Source organism: Shouchella phoenicis, assembly GCF_047238345.1.
Lineage (GTDB): Bacteria > Bacillota > Bacilli > Bacillales > Bacillaceae_D > Shouchella.
This window is the reverse complement of sequence record NZ_JBDFMQ010000001.1, coordinates 131188-146054: the sequence shown is the minus strand read 5'-3', so window position 1 is coordinate 146054 and position 14867 is coordinate 131188. Positions and strand designations below refer to the sequence as shown.

The following is a 14867-nucleotide window of genomic DNA, read 5'->3' as shown; positions in this document are numbered from 1 at the left end:
TTATGAATTCTTGACGTCTCGTTCAAACAGTTTAAAACCGATGAACAAAACTTAATTTGAGTTGATTTTAGATTTAGTTTTCAAAGAACCTGCCTACAGGATGTGAGTACCAGGCATCTAGCTTGGTTCCATACCCTATTAGGCTATAGATGAATGAATTTGAGTTCATTCAAAACTGAACAAAAGATCCGAAGCGTTATATGACCAACGGTCATATATCGACTAGAGTAAATACTCCATAGAAAGGAGGTGATCCAGCCGCACCTTCCGATACGGCTACCTTGTTACGACTTCACCCCAATCATTTGTCCCACCTTAGGCGGCTGGCTCCAAAAGGTTACCTCACCGACTTCGGGTGTTACAAACTCTCGTGGTGTGACGGGCGGTGTGTACAAGACCCGGGAACGTATTCACCGCGGCATGCTGATCCGCGATTACTAGCAATTCCGGCTTCATGCAGGCGAGTTGCAGCCTGCAATCCGAACTGAGAATGGCTTTATGGGATTGGCTCCACCTCACGGCTTCGCTGCCCTTTGTACCATCCATTGTAGCACGTGTGTAGCCCAGGTCATAAGGGGCATGATGATTTGACGTCGTCCCCACCTTCCTCCGGTTTGTCACCGGCAGTCACCTTAGAGTGCCCAACTAAATGCTGGCAACTAAGATCAAGGGTTGCGCTCGTTGCGGGACTTAACCCAACATCTCACGACACGAGCTGACGACAACCATGCACCACCTGTCACTTTGCCCCCGAAGGGGAAGCTCTGTCTCCAGAGTGGTCAAAGGATGTCAAGACCTGGTAAGGTTCTTCGCGTTGCTTCGAATTAAACCACATGCTCCACTGCTTGTGCGGGTCCCCGTCAATTCCTTTGAGTTTCAGCCTTGCGGCCGTACTCCCCAGGCGGAGTGCTTAATGTGTTTACTTCGGCACTACGGGCATCGAAACCCCTAACACCTAGCACTCATCGTTTACGGCGTGGACTACCAGGGTATCTAATCCTGTTTGCTCCCCACGCTTTCGCGCCTCAGCGTCAGTTACAGACCAGAGAGTCGCCTTCGCCACTGGTGTTCCTCCACATATCTACGCATTTCACCGCTACACGTGGAATTCCACTCTCCTCTTCTGCACTCAAGCTCCCCAGTTTCCAATGGCCGCTCGGGGTTGAGCCCCGAGATTTCACATCAGACTTAAGAAGCCGCCTGCGCGCGCTTTACGCCCAATAATTCCGGACAACGCTTGCCACCTACGTATTACCGCGGCTGCTGGCACGTAGTTAGCCGTGGCTTTCTGGTGAGGTACCGTCAAGGTGCCGGTAGTTACGCCGGCACTTGTTCTTCCCTCACAACAGAGCTTTACGACCCGAAGGCCTTCCTCACTCACGCGGCGTTGCTCCGTCAGACTTTCGTCCATTGCGGAAGATTCCCTACTGCTGCCTCCCGTAGGAGTCTGGGCCGTGTCTCAGTCCCAGTGTGGCCGATCACCCTCTCAGGTCGGCTACGCATCGTCGCCTTGGTAAGCCGTTACCTTACCAACTAGCTAATGCGCCGCAGGTCCATCCCTTAGTGACAGCCGAAACCGTCTTTCAAAAGAAAATCAGGCGATTCTCTTTATTATCCCGTATTAGCTCCGGTTTCCCGGAGTTATCCCAGTCTAAGGGGCAGGTTACCTACGTGTTACTCACCCGTCCGCCGCTAACTTCCGGGAGCAAGCTCCCTTCTGTCCGCTCGACTTGCATGTATTAGGCACGCCGCCAGCGTTCGTCCTGAGCCAGGATCAAACTCTCCGTTAAAAGTGTTTGACTTGCTCATTTGCACAATTTAAAGCTGTGTCTAACTTCATTGACGAGATACCTTGTATCTCTTTTACGCTTGGCTTTTGTTCAGTTTTCAAAGAACTCGTTTGCGCTATCTCTCTTAGCGACTCTTAATACTTTACATGACCGCGATTAAAATGTCAAATCTTTTTTAAAAAAAGTTTTTTAGAAGAAATTGGCTTCCCTCAACGCGGTTTTATTAATATATCATCATTAATCTACAAAATCAACTATATTTGTTTATTTTTTTTCATTACTTGATTCAGCTGAAATGCATACTCTTTGTGATCAGATGGTAAAGATACACGTTTATATAGGTTAAAGACGATTTCGTATTTTTCTATCATGAGATTTTTTACGACTTGATCGATTCGCTCATCCGTTAAATCAAGCAATAGTTCTTCTAATTCTCTCTTTAATATGTATTCAAGCTCTTTCGTCTCTTTATCTGAAATGAGTATCCCTCGCATGTTGTTCCTCCTAATATGCTCGTGCCTAATAAAACAGTCTTTTCAAACTGCATAGGTTTTATTCATATTTTTTTCGGACAATCATATCTTTTCTATAAGAGGACGAGTTTAAAGGAGCGAATGCTGTGAAAGGGATATGGGTCATTAATTTATCAAAGTGGAAACCAGTTTTGTTTATTTGCGTTGCAGCTTTATTTGTTGCAAGTTGGCTCGTTATACAGCGGGATTATGTGCCAGTCTTTTCTACACCAGATGGCCCACAGGCTTTTTATAAAGCGGAGGATAGCGAACAAAAGGTTGCCCTGACCTTTAATATTAGTTGGGGCGAGCACAATGTATCTCCTATTGTTGAGGTGTTGCAGCAGCATGATGTGGAACATGCCACATTTTTTCTTTTAGCTTCATGGGCTGAAACATACCCGGACCTTGTAGAAGAAATTGCTGATGCTGGTTACACCATTGGAAGTCACGGATACCAATACAAGAATTATACGTCTCTTGATGAAGCACAAGTTGTTCAAGATATGCGCCGGAGCAAGCAAGTTTTAGAGGAGTTAACAGGTGAAACACCTACTTTACTAAGACCTCCAAATGGGGCATTTTCGCCAAAAACCCTTGAACTGGCGGATCAGCAAAGTATGGATATTATTCATTGGAGTATTAACTCTTATGATTATGAGAATCCTGGAACCGAAACCATTGTTAAAAATAGTTTAGAGCAAACTGGGGCTGGAGACGTCTTACTCTTTCATGCATCTGATTCTGTTAAGCAAACCGCTACGGCTTTACCAAAAATTTTAAAAGGCTTGAAGCAAGATGGCTACGATTTTGCGACAATTGAGGAATTGATGTCGCATACTGATGCAGCAAATGAAGAAGTTGAATAAGAAAAAACCTGATCGTTATACGGTCAGGTTTTGTTATGAAGTCGATGTAATAAAAGAAGTTGATATGTATTTCCTACTAATAAAGGTGTTAAATACAAAACGAGCCAATTCGAGTCATTTGCTACAAGCGCAGGTACCCATTCAACGGTTGTAATAACAAACATAAAGAATAGGGCAGGAACAAATGCGCCTTTGTTCGTTTGTTTTGCTTTAATGGTTGCAATTATTAGCGCATAAATGAATAATACTGTTGGAATGATTAAATAACCCCAAAATGAATCATTTTCTCCAAAAGCAATATATCGAAAATAAACAAGGTCAAAAAAGACAAATACAATTAGCACCCACTGGATGCGGTTCCATAATTTATGTGACCGTGATAATCCGAGACCAAATCGATGAATAAACAAATAAGCGAAAAATCCCATTTGAGATACGAGTGTAAATGCGGCACTAATACCGAGCATCCACACAATTCCAATCAGAAAGTTCTCCATTCCATCGCCTACATATTGATCTAGGTTCATCAAAACACCGACAAGCCCACCACTTAGACTTCCTAAAAGCAATGTGGACCAAAATATAAAAACAACTTTTCTGCTGTTCACAAGCAAATCCCCCAGTTTTAGAATCCATTTTTAATTGTAGCAACCTTAGTTCAGAAACACCAGCTTGTTTATGCATATTTTATCAACGAAAACAAACACTAAGGACACATCTAAGACAGAAAGGATTCTAAGGATGCCGATAAAAAAACATTCCTATCTCGCTATCATTGTATGTTCTTTATTGTTCGTTGTTTTAACTGGCTGCGCACAAACAGAAGCGCAACAAAATACCGACTATGAAGGTACAAAGAAAATGGTCATTGACTTGCTTAAAACCGATGAAGGTAAAAAAGCATTGCATGATTTAATTGCAGAAGAAGACATGCGCGAAGAAATTGTTATGGATAGCGCGTTTGTTAAACAAACCATTCAAGATACGTTGACTTCCGACGAAGGCAAAGCGTACTGGCAAGAGGTCATGAAAGACCCTGAGTTTGCAAAGTCTTTTGCAGAAAGTATGCAAGGGGAAAATGAGAAAATCCTAAAATCGCTCATGAAGGACCCTTCCTACCAGCAAATGATGATGGATATTTTAAAAGACCCTCAAATGGGTGAGCAAGCAATGGAGCTAATGAAATCCAAAGAGTACCGCGAACAAGTAATGGGGATTATGAGTGAAGCGTTAGAAAGTCCTTATTTTGCTGCAAAGATGTCAGGATTGATGAGTAAAGCAATTGAAGACCAAAGCAATAGTGAAGACAACGAAGGGGAAGATGAATAAAGGACTGAACCCAGATCTGGGTCAGTCCTTTTTTTCTTATCTTTCTACTTTGAACGCAATCGCTTCGGCTAATTCTTTGTAGATCTCCCCGATTGGATGCTCTTCTCCATAAATAGAAGGCGCAAAGTCTTCTTCCGTCACAACAGGTTGTCCAAGTGGAATTTGAGCGAGAAGATCCGTTTTTAACTCTTCTGCTAACCGCGGACCCCCGCCTTGTCCAAACACATACTCTTTCTCGCCTGTTTTCTTGCTTTCAAAGTAAGCCATGTTTTCGACTATACCGAGCATTTCATGGTTTGTTTTAATCGCCATCGCACCTGCACGGGCAGCAACAAATGCGGCTGTCGCATGTGGTGTTGTGACAAGTAATTCTTTAGAATCTGGTAACATGGAGTGTAAATCAAGGGCTACATCACCTGTACCTGGAGGTAAGTCTAAAATGAGGTAGTCTAATTCGCCCCACTCACACTCAGAGAAAAACTGATTAATCATTTTCCCTAGCATCGGACCTCTCCATATGACTGGCGCATTGTCTTCTACAAAGAAGCCCATTGAAATCACTTTTACGCCAAATCGTTCTACTGGGTAAATACGCTTGTCTATTACTTTAGGACGCTCTTCAATCCCCATCATGTCCGGTACACTGAAGCCGTAAATGTCCGCATCAATAATGCCGACTTTCTTCCCTAGCCTAGCTAGAGAGACAGCTGTATTTACTGTAACCGTTGATTTACCAACGCCGCCTTTTCCACTTGCAACGGTGATGAATGTTGTCTTGCTGTCTGGCGCTAATAACGCTGGCCCTTTAAACGGCTCTTCTTTTGAACCGCCTAATGAATCAATTTCTTCATCTGTTAATGTATCAAAGCGAAGCCCAACCGAGCTTGCTCCTTCACTTTTTAACACGTTCACAATTTCTTGCTGTACTTGCATTTGTTCCGATGTGCCCGTTCGCGCAAGGGCAATTTTTAAGCTTAGGTTGCCGTTTTTGTTTTTTATTTCACGGACGCCACCTGTATCGACAATACTTTTATCTAAATCGCGGTCTTTAACCCGTTTTAGCGCTTCCATTATTTCTTGATCTGTCATGATTTATGCACCATCCTTTGAAACAAACACGTAATTATCTTTAGTATAGCATACATAATTTAAAGAAAGAACTAGAGCGCATCGCACTCTAGTCCTTCGTTGATCAATTCATTTCGATAATGTTCTCGTCTCCAGCTTTTACGCTCTTACTAGCTGTTTTAACCGACTCGCCATCAGCTAAATTTGTAAACACAACTGGTGTGATCGCTGATGTTGCTTGTTGTTGAATATACTCAAGATCAAACTCCACAAGCTTATCTCCAACTTGAACATGCTGCCCTTCTTCCACATAAACGGTAAAGCCTTCTCCGCCTAATTTAACCGTATCAATGCCGATGTGGATGAGGATTTCTCTCCCTGATGCAGACGTTAGCCCAATTGCATGCTTCGTTGGGAAGACAGTTGTAATTTTCCCTTCTACTGGTGAAACAACGGTTCCATCGGTTGGGTCGATCGCAAACCCATCGCCCATCATTCTCTCAGCAAACACTTGGTCCGGCACGTCAGAAATCGGATGCAGGGTTCCAGTCATTGGAGACACGAGCTTCGTATCCGTTTCTTGCTGAAGTACTTCTGGTTGAATGTTTTCGATTTCCTTTTTCACTTCGTCTTCTTGCTTCGTCTCAACAGGACGAGGCGTTTTCCCTGCAAGGATGTCTTGCATTTGCCCTTTTATCGTCTCAGAACGTGGACCATAAATTGCTTGAATGTTGTTCCCCACTTCAAGAACGCCTGCAGCACCTAAATGTTTCAGTTCTTTCTTATCGACAGCTTTAATGTCATTAACAGACACGCGCAGTCGCGTAATACATGCGTCTAAATGGGCAATATTTTCTTTTCCGCCCATCGCCGTTAAAATATTATTTGCTAGAGCACCTTTATCTTGGCCTTTTTCATGATCACGATCGTCCTCTTCTACTTCACGACCAGGTGTTTTTAAATTAAATTTCACAATCGCAAAGCGGAAAATGGTGTAGTAAATAACGGCAAAGAATAGACCTAGAATAATCGTGATCCACCAACCATCTTGGTTAGGTAAGATCCCGAATAAGAAGAAATCAATCGCTCCACCGGAAAACGTATACCCGACGTTGACACTAAAGTATGTCATTAACACAAATGAAATACCGTCAAGAAACGCATGAATGACAAATAGCACTGGTGCTACAAATAAGAACATAAATTCAAGCGGCTCGGTAATTCCAGTTAAAAATGATGTCAATGCAGCTGAAATCATTAGCCCGGCAACAACTTTTTTCTTCTCAGGTTTTGCCACATGGTACATGGCTAACGCCGCTGCAGGTAGACCGAACATCATAATTGGAAATTCCCCAGCCATGAAGTTCCCCGCTGTTATTTCTACGCCATCACGAAGCTGCGCAAAGAAAATGAGCTGATCGCCTCGAACAATTTCTCCTGCTGCATTCGTATATTGACCGAATTCAAACCAGAATGGCGCATGGAAAATGTGATGAAGGCCAAATGGAATGAGTAATCGTTTAATAAATCCAAAGAAAAACACGGCAAAATATTGACCTGTATCTAATAAAAAGATCGATACTTCGTTCAGTCCTGTTTGAATAGGCGGCCAAATAATTAAGAGGAGTAACGCTACGACAAACGTAAGCGCTCCTGTCACAATCGGTACAAAGCGCTTCCCTGCAAAGAAACCAAGGAATGCAGGCATTTCGATATTATGAAAACGGTTGTAACAAAAGGCAGCAAGAATCCCGACTAAAATACCACCAAAGACACCGGTTTGCAGTGTCGGTATACCGAGTACATGAGCGAGTCCAGGATCTTCCGCTACCATTTCTGAGGTAACGCCGAGCCACTCACCCATTACCGTATTCATAACAAGGTACCCAACGAGCGCTGCAAGAGCCGCTGCACCATCTCCCGCTAAGCCGATTGCGACACCTACAGCAAAGATTAAGGCGAGGTTGTCAAAGATGATTCCACCTGCCGCTTCCATTACCCCTGCAGTATGCTGAATCCATCCTGCATCCAAGAAAGGCAAGTAAGATATGGCATCTTCCATTTGTAACGCTACACCGATACCGAGTAATAAACCAGCTACTGGCAACATGGCTACTGGTAGCATTAAGGCTTTACCGATTTTTTGCAGGTTGCCAAAAAGTTTTTTAAACATGTCTCCCCAACTTTCTAAGTATGTGAAGCAAAAAGAAAACGGTTTATTTCGTGCAAACAAAAAAGGCATGAGGAAAATAGACTACCCCTAAGGACAGTTCACATTACCTCATGCCTGATCGAATCAGTCACACGACTATTTATATTTATTCTGAACTCGTTGTAAATGCATGGTTAGATAAACCGCTTCCGCATCAAAAACAGGCTTCCCTAAGGAATGCTGCATAATTTTGATGAGCTTCCAGGATAAATTATAGCACAGCGGATATTCTTGTTTCAAGAGGCTATCAATCGCTTTTGCTTCTTCCACCTCTTCATTGTTTTCAACTCGTTCAATTGTAAAACGCAAATGTCGAACGAGACGCATATAGTCAATACTTTCTTTATCTAACGTAATCTCTAACTGCTCCTCAATAATCGCGAGCAATTTCGCAACAAGCTGCGAGTGTGCATTTACCGTACCAAGGTCTTTGTTTTTTGCGGCACTATGAATGTGCAAAGCGATAAAGCCTGCTTCCTCACGAGGCATAGTCAAATTAAGACGTTCTTGAATAAGCGTGAGCACTTCTAATGAAATGGCAAATTCATTTGGATAAAGCAACTTGGTCTCCGTCAAAAATGGATTACTAATGTGCATTCCAGCAGCCGTTCTCGTTTGCGCAAACGATAGATGATCCATTAAGCCAACATGAATATGTTCATTTAATGGTACACCAATCCGCTTTGAGATCAGTTCAATTGCTTCTATGGTTACATCAAGTAAAGGTTTTTCTACGTTAGGAAGCAATTTGAGATAGCTTGTTTGTTCTTTTGCATTTGTTAACACAAACACTTTTTCAGCCTCTGCACTTGTTACTTCGCTATCTTTTTTTCGATTAAACCCTATGCCTTTACCAATTAAGACGACTTCTTCTTGATCAATTACCGCGATAAGAACATTGTTATTTAACACCTTTTTTACTTGATAAGATTCCATTCGTTATCATCACTCCACCTCTATCCTACTTGAGGAGGTCGGAGCCGTCAATTAAAGCTTTTGCGCTTATTCATAAGGGTTTGCATCAGGCGCAACTTCACCTGAGACAAAGCGCAAAATTCCTTCATAAATTGATGCTGCCATCTTCTCTTGATAGTCATCTCCTTCTAACAAAGCCGCCTCTTCTGGATTGGATAAAAAGCCAGCTTCCACTAATGCCCCTGGAATCTCTGCTTGTTTTAGTAAATAGACATGGTGAATCGGCTTAGCATAGCGATTGGTATTCTCCAAATTCCGTTTAATCTCTTCTTGTATAAAAACAGCCAAATCCTCATTTTGTTTATCTTTTAAATGATAAAAGGTTTGTGCCCCGCGCCATTTCGGTGAGGGAATGGCGTTCATATGTACAGAGACAAAAAAATCAGCATCACTTTCATTGACCATTTCAACCCGCTTTCTCAAGTCTTCTGATTTGCGATGTTTGATTTTCTTTGTCTCCTCACTCGCGAGATCCCGATCTTCTTCGCGGGTCATTAAGACAAGCGCACCGGCTTCTTGCAAGTAATCCCTTAATTTTAGTGACACATCAAGGGTTACTTGTTTTTCTAATAAACCTGTTTTTGAACTTGCGCCCCCATCCATGCCGCCATGACCGGGGTCAAGAATGATGACTTTTCCTGACAACGGTAAATGCCAGGTTGTAGAATCTTCTGTATTTGCATCAAATCGTACCCATAAAAGGATAATGGCCATTAATAATCCTGTTGTAATTAAAATGGATCGATATCGTTTCATTTCCTCTCCCCCTTGTCTCACTTTATATATACGTGGACAAGAAGAAGATATGATTATTAAACTAAACGCATTTTATGGGCTTTAAAGGATTCGTCAAATCCCTTTTCCCACCAAGAGCCAACAAGCATGTCCGTCGCCATCACCATGGATTCCTCTACACCTTTGTTCCCCCATGTCGACAACGTGGTTGCTAAATCGTGGGATAGCTGTCCTAAAGGTTCATGGCAACGTCCCTTTGAATGATTTACTGACTCGCCTCGAACCCCAAATTTACCAAATTCCGTCCCAAGCAAGAAGGCATCAATGACGACATCCATACATTGATCAATTAAAAAAGGATACGCCTGTAAATGAAAAGGCATAATTGGCTTTATCCAGTCTTGAATATTGGTTTCCATCTTTCGAATGTCGATTTTCCGAAGCATTTTTCGTTCAAAATCCCATTTTTTCTCCCGGCGTTTATCTGAAATTGAAACAACTTGATTCATCTTACATTTCCCCTTTTTTAACTAGTATGAGCGGGGAGTTTACACAAATACGTCAGATCCATCAGTAATTCCTGTATCAATTGTCAATGATTTCTGCTCTTTAAAATCACCCAAGCAATTCGTTTTTCATATCATACATAAATGGAGAAAGGAGAGAATAGAAATATGAGTTGCAAGAAATGTAAGAAGCAAATTTGTTCATGCGAATTTCAACCATCTTCCATCCAACGATTTCAGCGAACAATAAATAATGGCTGCCCAACAGATCCATGTCGTGTTGGAGGTTTTGGTGCCACCGGACCGACTGGGCCAACTGGCATCGGCGGCGGTATTACAGGTCCAACTGGTCCTACAGGCGCTCCTGGTACAGGTGCCGGCATTACGGGCCCGACTGGTGCGACAGGCATTGGAGTTACTGGGGCAACTGGTGTTACTGGTGCCACCGGTGCCACCGGCATTACGGGGGCAACTGGAATTGGGATCACTGGCGCTACAGGAGCGACAGGCGTTACTGGGGCGACAGGGATTACTGGACCAACTGGTGATGGCGGTGGCATTACTGGAGCGACCGGCGCTACAGGGGCAACTGGAATTACCGGGCCAACTGGCGACGGTGGTGGCGGACCAACTGGACCGACTGGTGCAACAGGGGCGACAGGCGTTACTGGGGTTACTGGGGTTACTGGTGTCACAGGACCAACTGGTGGTGGCGGTGGAGAAATTTTTGCTGCACTACGAGCTGTTAGAAATATAGGAACCACTATCCCAGCACCAGGTATTTTCACAGTTGATTATGACGCCACACAATATCTATTTAATGCAGGCTTTGATGGGATTAACTTCACTGCACAAATAGGTGGAATTTATCAAATTGAAGCAGGCCTGAGAGCTGTACTACTTGATCCGATTAACCAAACAAGTCCCGAGAACTTCTTATATATTCAAGTAAATGGTGCTACTGTGGCAGAAAATAATACTGTTACCAATACTGCTCAAAATACCTTCCAAGTATCAACAACTGTATTTTTAAATCCAGGTGAAACGGTGGCCATTGCTGTACAAAGTGATCAGGAAGTATTGATTGAACCAACCCCAGATGTAAGCTTCTTTAGTGTGACTAGACTGCCATCACCTGAGACACTTTAATTCAAAAAAACTCCCTTTTTCAACGGGGAGTTCTACATAACTGAAGTTCGAGAGTCTTGTGTAAAAAATATATACACTCAATCATGCTTAATATATACTTTCTTACCTTTCAAAAAAGAAGCAGACATTCATGGATTTCCATGGACATCTGCTTCTGTGCCTTCAAATGTGTCACCTTTAATTTGCTGCAGCAACCTTATAAATTGAACCGCCATCAGTGCTTGCAATAAGCGCGCCATCCTCCGTTACAAGAATATCTCGGAAACGTTCGCCTTCGTCAGTTAGTAGGCGTTCTTCTCCAACGATGAGGTCATCTTCAACAACGACACGTACAATATAGCTTGGCGCTAAACCACCAATGAACAAGTTGTTCTCCCATTCAGGAATGGCGTCGTTATCATAGAATGACATACCACTTGGTGCACTTGTTGGATCCCAATAATATCTTGGTTCAACAAAGCCTTGCGCTTCGTGTTCTGAAATACCATCATTAACTAATTCACCAGTATACTCAATACCATAAGAAACAATTGGCCATCCATAGTTATTACCTGGTTCAATAATATTCAGTTCATCCCCAGCTTGTGGACCGAATTCAACAATCCATAAGTCTCCTGTTTCAGGGTGGAAGTCCACACCTTGAATATTACGGTGACCGTAGCTGTAAATACCATCTAGCGCGTCTTCATCTTCAATAAATGGATTCGTATCTACTGCTTCACCATCTTGTGTAATGTGAATGACTTTACCTAGGTAAGCATCTAAGTCTTGTGCACGTTCGCGAATTGGATCATCTGAACGCTCACCAGTTGTTAAGAACAGGTTATCTTCATCGTCAAAGATAATACGTCCACCATAGTGTAAGTCACCATCATATGCTGGTTCTGCTTGGAAAATTACTTCAAAATCTTCAAGTGAGGCTTCATCTTCTGATAAAACACCTTTACCGACAGCCGTTACAGTACCATCTTCAAGATCTTGAGCAAACGTCATAAATACTAATCTTGATTCGTCAAAATCAGGCGCAATGGTCACATCAAGCAAACCACCTTGACCTTCGTTATTTACTTCTGGTGTACCTTCGATTGGATCTGAAACAGAGCCATCTTCAAGGTCTACAATAAGAAGTTCAGCTGAATCTCTTTGTGTAACAAGTAATCGGTTTGTATCAAACTCTTCCATACCCCAAGACACATCAAGACCCTCTACAACAACTTCCACATCAAGTTCTGTTTCAGTCTCTACTTCAGGTGCTCTTGTTTGTTCTGGAAATGCTGGTTCAAACTCAGTAACTTTTGGTTCAGACTCTGCACTTTCATCAGCGCCCTCGTCAACACTTTCTTCTGTATCAGTATCTGAGTTATCCGTTGATTCTTCGTCTGAAGTATCACCATTGCCACATGCTGCCAAAGTTAATACAAACATCAGCATTGTAAAGAACATTAATCTTGACCACGAAACTTTCGTCATTCTTTTTCCTCCACGTTTCAAAATATTAAATTGGATATATGATATAAAAGTCTTAACCAATTTTTGATACTGAATTTCAAGTGACTGAAGCTTATTAAAAGGAAACTCCTTTGAAAATAATACTATTAATAGTATACCCAAATGAGAAATAATCAAACGAATGTACCTTAACACGAATATATTTTTCTTTTTTTGGTTATTATTTAGGTCTGAATTTTGATCGTATAAAGTAGAAGTGGCGGTACTTTTGAATTGCAAAATCAATATCAATCCTGTATTTAGATTGTGGTATGAATACAAAAAAAGCACCAGCAAGATGCCGATGCTTTAAATCTGTTAAGTTCTTTATAAGGTTCAAGCTTATTTGCTACCAACTTGAACCAAAAAACCTTTGTAAACGTTGATACAATAAGAAATTGATTAACGTTTTGAGAACTGAGGCGCACGACGTGCTGCTTTAAGACCGTATTTTTTACGTTCTTTCATACGAGCATCACGCGTTAAGAAGCCAGCAGACTTTAACGTTGGACGGTTGTCAGGGTCTACTTGAAGTAGCGCACGCGCTACACCATGACGGATTGCACCAGCTTGACCTGTGAAGCCGCCTCCGTTTACATTAACGTGTACATTGTATTGACCAGTAACACCTGTTTCAACAAGTGGTTGTTTCACGATAAGCTTTAATGTGTCAAGACCGAAATATTCGTCAAGAGAACGACCGTTTACAACGATTGTACCGTCACCAGGAACGAGACGAACACGTGCTACAGAATGCTTACGACGACCTGTGCCGTAGTATTGTACTTGAGCCATAATCCATTACCTCCTAAAGATTAACCGCGAAGCTCGTACGCTTCTGGTTTTTGTGCTTGTTGATTGTGTTCAGAACCTGCATATACATGAAGCTTCATACCTTGCTTACGACCTAAAGTGTTCTTTGGAAGCATTCCTTTGATCGCTAGCTCAAGCATACGCTCAGGCTTGTTTGCACGCATTTCGTGTGCAGCTGTTTGTTTAAGTCCACCTGGGTGGTTTGTGTGACGGTAGTAGATCTTATCTTGAAGTTTGTTACCAGTTAACTGGATTTTGCTTGCATTCAAGATGATTACGTGATCCCCAGTGTCTACATGTGGTGTAAATGTTGGTTTGTGTTTTCCGCGTAGGATTGAAGCAACTTCTGAAGATAGACGACCAAGCGTTTGACCTTCAGCGTCGACAACGTACCACTTACGCTCAACTTCGTTTGGCTTTGCCATATATGTTGTACGCATCATTAAACCTCCTAATAATAAAACAAGTGTTGTTTATTCTCTATTCAGTGCTTGTGTTTTTTAAGCTGGCTGTTCAAGAAACACAAGGCGTTATTGTGATTTCATTCCGCAACCCGGGGCAGTGGGTCTTTAGAATTACCATCTAACATCATACAATATATAAGGGACAATGTCAATTTATTTTATAAAAACTTATCCGGGTGTTTCCTCTTTTTTAAAAGGGTCTGTTTCATAATCAACATGCCACAAAAATAAGCCTTGGGCAGCTGCTGTTTTACCTGCTTGAGTACGATCTTGACTAGCTAAAATCGTCTCCATTTCTTTCGCCGTTCGTTTCCCTGTCCCTACCTCAATCAAGGTCCCAACAATGATCCGTACCATGTTGTAAAGAAATCCATTTCCTCTAATAGAAAATTCCAGTTCTCCATCATTCGGTTGTATCGATACATTTGTAATTGTTCGTACTTTGTCCACGACCGCAGTGTTTGCTGCACAAAAAGCCGAAAAATCGTGTGTTCCTAGTAGGTATTGCGCAGCTGTTTGCATTGCAGGAACATCCAATGGTTGTTTGCTGTGCAACGCGTGATTCCGCCGAAATACATTCGGCACATCACCGTGATGAATATAGTAGCGATATTCTTTTCCAATTGGTTGGAAGCGCGCGTGAAAATCATCGTCCACTTTGCTCACTTGTTCTACAACAACATCAGATGGTAAATGTACGTTTAACGCCTGAAGCCAGTTTTGTTGTTCCATTTGCAGATTAGAGTCAAAATGAATGACTTGTGCCTTTGCATGAACACCCGCATCGGTTCTTCCAGATGCTGTGACAGGGACAGGCTGCCCTTTATGAATTTTTCCCAAAGCTTGCTCGACAACAGCTTGAACCGTTCTTTTTTCAGGCTGCACTTGATATCCACTGAATTCAGTGCCATCGTAAGCAAGCTTGCATGCATACCTTGCCATGATTTCTCTCCTTTT

14 protein-coding genes and 1 rRNA gene are annotated in these 14867 nt (G+C 42.3%); 3 read left to right on the top strand and 12 right to left on the bottom strand.

What is annotated here, in order from left to right; all coding sequences use genetic code 11:
• Positions 1–242: 242 nt before the first annotated feature.
• Positions 243–1790, bottom strand: a 16S ribosomal RNA gene (locus ABC361_RS00825).
• A 254-nt stretch (positions 1791–2044) separates the two neighbouring features.
• On the bottom strand, positions 2045–2284 hold the full coding sequence (locus ABC361_RS00820) for a hypothetical protein (protein WP_413072236.1): 240 nt from the start codon (positions 2282–2284) through the stop codon (positions 2045–2047).
• A gap of 125 nt (positions 2285–2409) precedes the next feature.
• Here ABC361_RS00820 and pdaB point away from each other — a divergent pair, with 125 nt between their 5' ends.
• The gene (gene pdaB, locus ABC361_RS00815) at positions 2410–3171 is read left to right on the top strand and encodes a polysaccharide deacetylase family sporulation protein PdaB (RefSeq protein ID WP_413072235.1); all 762 of its coding nucleotides are present in this window, start codon (positions 2410–2412) and stop codon (positions 3169–3171) included.
• Positions 3172–3194: 23 nt separating this feature from the next.
• Here the strand turns inward: pdaB and ABC361_RS00810 are convergent, their stop codons facing one another.
• On the bottom strand, positions 3195–3779 hold the full coding sequence (locus ABC361_RS00810) for a KinB-signaling pathway activation protein (protein WP_099305896.1): 585 nt from the start codon (positions 3777–3779) through the stop codon (positions 3195–3197).
• Between the two features lie 133 nt (positions 3780–3912).
• Between ABC361_RS00810 and gerD the strand changes: the two genes are divergently transcribed.
• Positions 3913–4500 carry a spore germination lipoprotein GerD gene (gerD, locus tag ABC361_RS00805; RefSeq protein ID WP_099305897.1) on the top strand — a complete coding sequence of 196 codons (588 nt, stop codon included), beginning with the start codon at positions 3913–3915 and terminating at the stop codon, positions 4498–4500.
• Between the two features lie 36 nt (positions 4501–4536).
• Here the strand turns inward: gerD and ABC361_RS00800 are convergent, their stop codons facing one another.
• The 5 genes from ABC361_RS00800 to ABC361_RS00780 form a co-directional block, all read right to left on the bottom strand.
• Positions 4537–5592, bottom strand: a complete 1056-nt coding sequence (locus tag ABC361_RS00800) for an Mrp/NBP35 family ATP-binding protein (RefSeq protein ID WP_413075693.1) — start codon at positions 5590–5592, stop codon at positions 4537–4539.
• A gap of 100 nt (positions 5593–5692) precedes the next feature.
• Positions 5693–7741, bottom strand: a complete 2049-nt coding sequence (gene ptsG, locus ABC361_RS00795; RefSeq protein WP_413072234.1) for a glucose-specific PTS transporter subunit IIBC — start codon at positions 7739–7741, stop codon at positions 5693–5695.
• A 135-nt stretch (positions 7742–7876) separates the two neighbouring features.
• Positions 7877–8716, bottom strand: coding sequence for a glucose PTS transporter transcription antiterminator GlcT (gene glcT / locus ABC361_RS00790; protein ID WP_413072233.1), 840 nt, complete (start codon positions 8714–8716; stop codon positions 7877–7879).
• A gap of 66 nt (positions 8717–8782) precedes the next feature.
• The gene (gene cwlD, locus ABC361_RS00785) at positions 8783–9511 is read right to left on the bottom strand and encodes an N-acetylmuramoyl-L-alanine amidase CwlD (RefSeq protein WP_413072232.1); all 729 of its coding nucleotides are present in this window, start codon (positions 9509–9511) and stop codon (positions 8783–8785) included.
• A gap of 56 nt (positions 9512–9567) precedes the next feature.
• Positions 9568–9999: a DUF2521 family protein gene (locus ABC361_RS00780; RefSeq protein WP_413072231.1), complete on the bottom strand. Its 432-nt coding sequence runs from the start codon at positions 9997–9999 to the stop codon at positions 9568–9570.
• A gap of 165 nt (positions 10000–10164) precedes the next feature.
• Here ABC361_RS00780 and ABC361_RS00775 point away from each other — a divergent pair, with 165 nt between their 5' ends.
• On the top strand, positions 10165–11145 hold the full coding sequence (locus tag ABC361_RS00775) for a hypothetical protein (RefSeq protein WP_413072230.1): 981 nt from the start codon (positions 10165–10167) through the stop codon (positions 11143–11145).
• A gap of 177 nt (positions 11146–11322) precedes the next feature.
• Here ABC361_RS00775 and ABC361_RS00770 read toward each other — a convergent pair whose 3' ends face one another.
• The 4 genes from ABC361_RS00770 to truA form a co-directional block, all read right to left on the bottom strand.
• Positions 11323–12615 (bottom strand): PQQ-dependent sugar dehydrogenase, encoded by a 1293-nt coding sequence (locus ABC361_RS00770; protein WP_413072229.1) that lies wholly within the window; start codon positions 12613–12615, stop codon positions 11323–11325.
• Positions 12616–13035: 420 nt separating this feature from the next.
• Positions 13036–13428 (bottom strand): 30S ribosomal protein S9, encoded by a 393-nt coding sequence (gene rpsI, locus ABC361_RS00765; protein WP_413072228.1) that lies wholly within the window; start codon positions 13426–13428, stop codon positions 13036–13038.
• A 20-nt stretch (positions 13429–13448) separates the two neighbouring features.
• Entirely contained in the window at positions 13449–13886 is a 438-nt protein-coding gene (rplM, locus tag ABC361_RS00760) for a 50S ribosomal protein L13 (RefSeq protein ID WP_413072227.1), read from the bottom strand.
• 192 nt (positions 13887–14078) lie between these two features.
• The gene (truA, locus tag ABC361_RS00755; RefSeq protein ID WP_413072226.1) at positions 14079–14852 is read right to left on the bottom strand and encodes a tRNA pseudouridine(38-40) synthase TruA; all 774 of its coding nucleotides are present in this window, start codon (positions 14850–14852) and stop codon (positions 14079–14081) included.
• Between the last annotated feature and the right edge of the window lie 15 nt (positions 14853–14867).

Bases quoted from the DNA above. Each gene is read 5' to 3' on its own strand.
- ABC361_RS00820 (WP_413072236.1), bottom strand. From the start codon at position 2,284: ATGCGAGGGATACTCATTTCAGATAAAGAGACGAAAGAGCTTGAATAC.
- gerD (WP_099305897.1), top strand. From the start codon at position 3,913: ATGCCGATAAAAAAACATTCCTATCTCGCTATCATTGTATGTTCTTTA.
- ptsG (WP_413072234.1), bottom strand. From the start codon at position 7,741: ATGTTTAAAAAACTTTTTGGCAACCTGCAAAAAATCGGTAAAGCCTTA.
- glcT (WP_413072233.1), bottom strand. From the start codon at position 8,716: ATGGAATCTTATCAAGTAAAAAAGGTGTTAAATAACAATGTTCTTATC.
- cwlD (WP_413072232.1), bottom strand. From the start codon at position 9,511: ATGAAACGATATCGATCCATTTTAATTACAACAGGATTATTAATGGCC.
- ABC361_RS00780 (WP_413072231.1), bottom strand. From the start codon at position 9,999: ATGAATCAAGTTGTTTCAATTTCAGATAAACGCCGGGAGAAAAAATGG.
- ABC361_RS00775 (WP_413072230.1), top strand. From the start codon at position 10,165: ATGAGTTGCAAGAAATGTAAGAAGCAAATTTGTTCATGCGAATTTCAA.
- ABC361_RS00770 (WP_413072229.1), bottom strand. From the start codon at position 12,615: ATGACGAAAGTTTCGTGGTCAAGATTAATGTTCTTTACAATGCTGATG.
- rpsI (WP_413072228.1), bottom strand. From the start codon at position 13,428: ATGGCTCAAGTACAATACTACGGCACAGGTCGTCGTAAGCATTCTGTA.
- rplM (WP_413072227.1), bottom strand. From the start codon at position 13,886: ATGCGTACAACATATATGGCAAAGCCAAACGAAGTTGAGCGTAAGTGG.
- truA (WP_413072226.1), bottom strand. From the start codon at position 14,852: ATGGCAAGGTATGCATGCAAGCTTGCTTACGATGGCACTGAATTCAGT.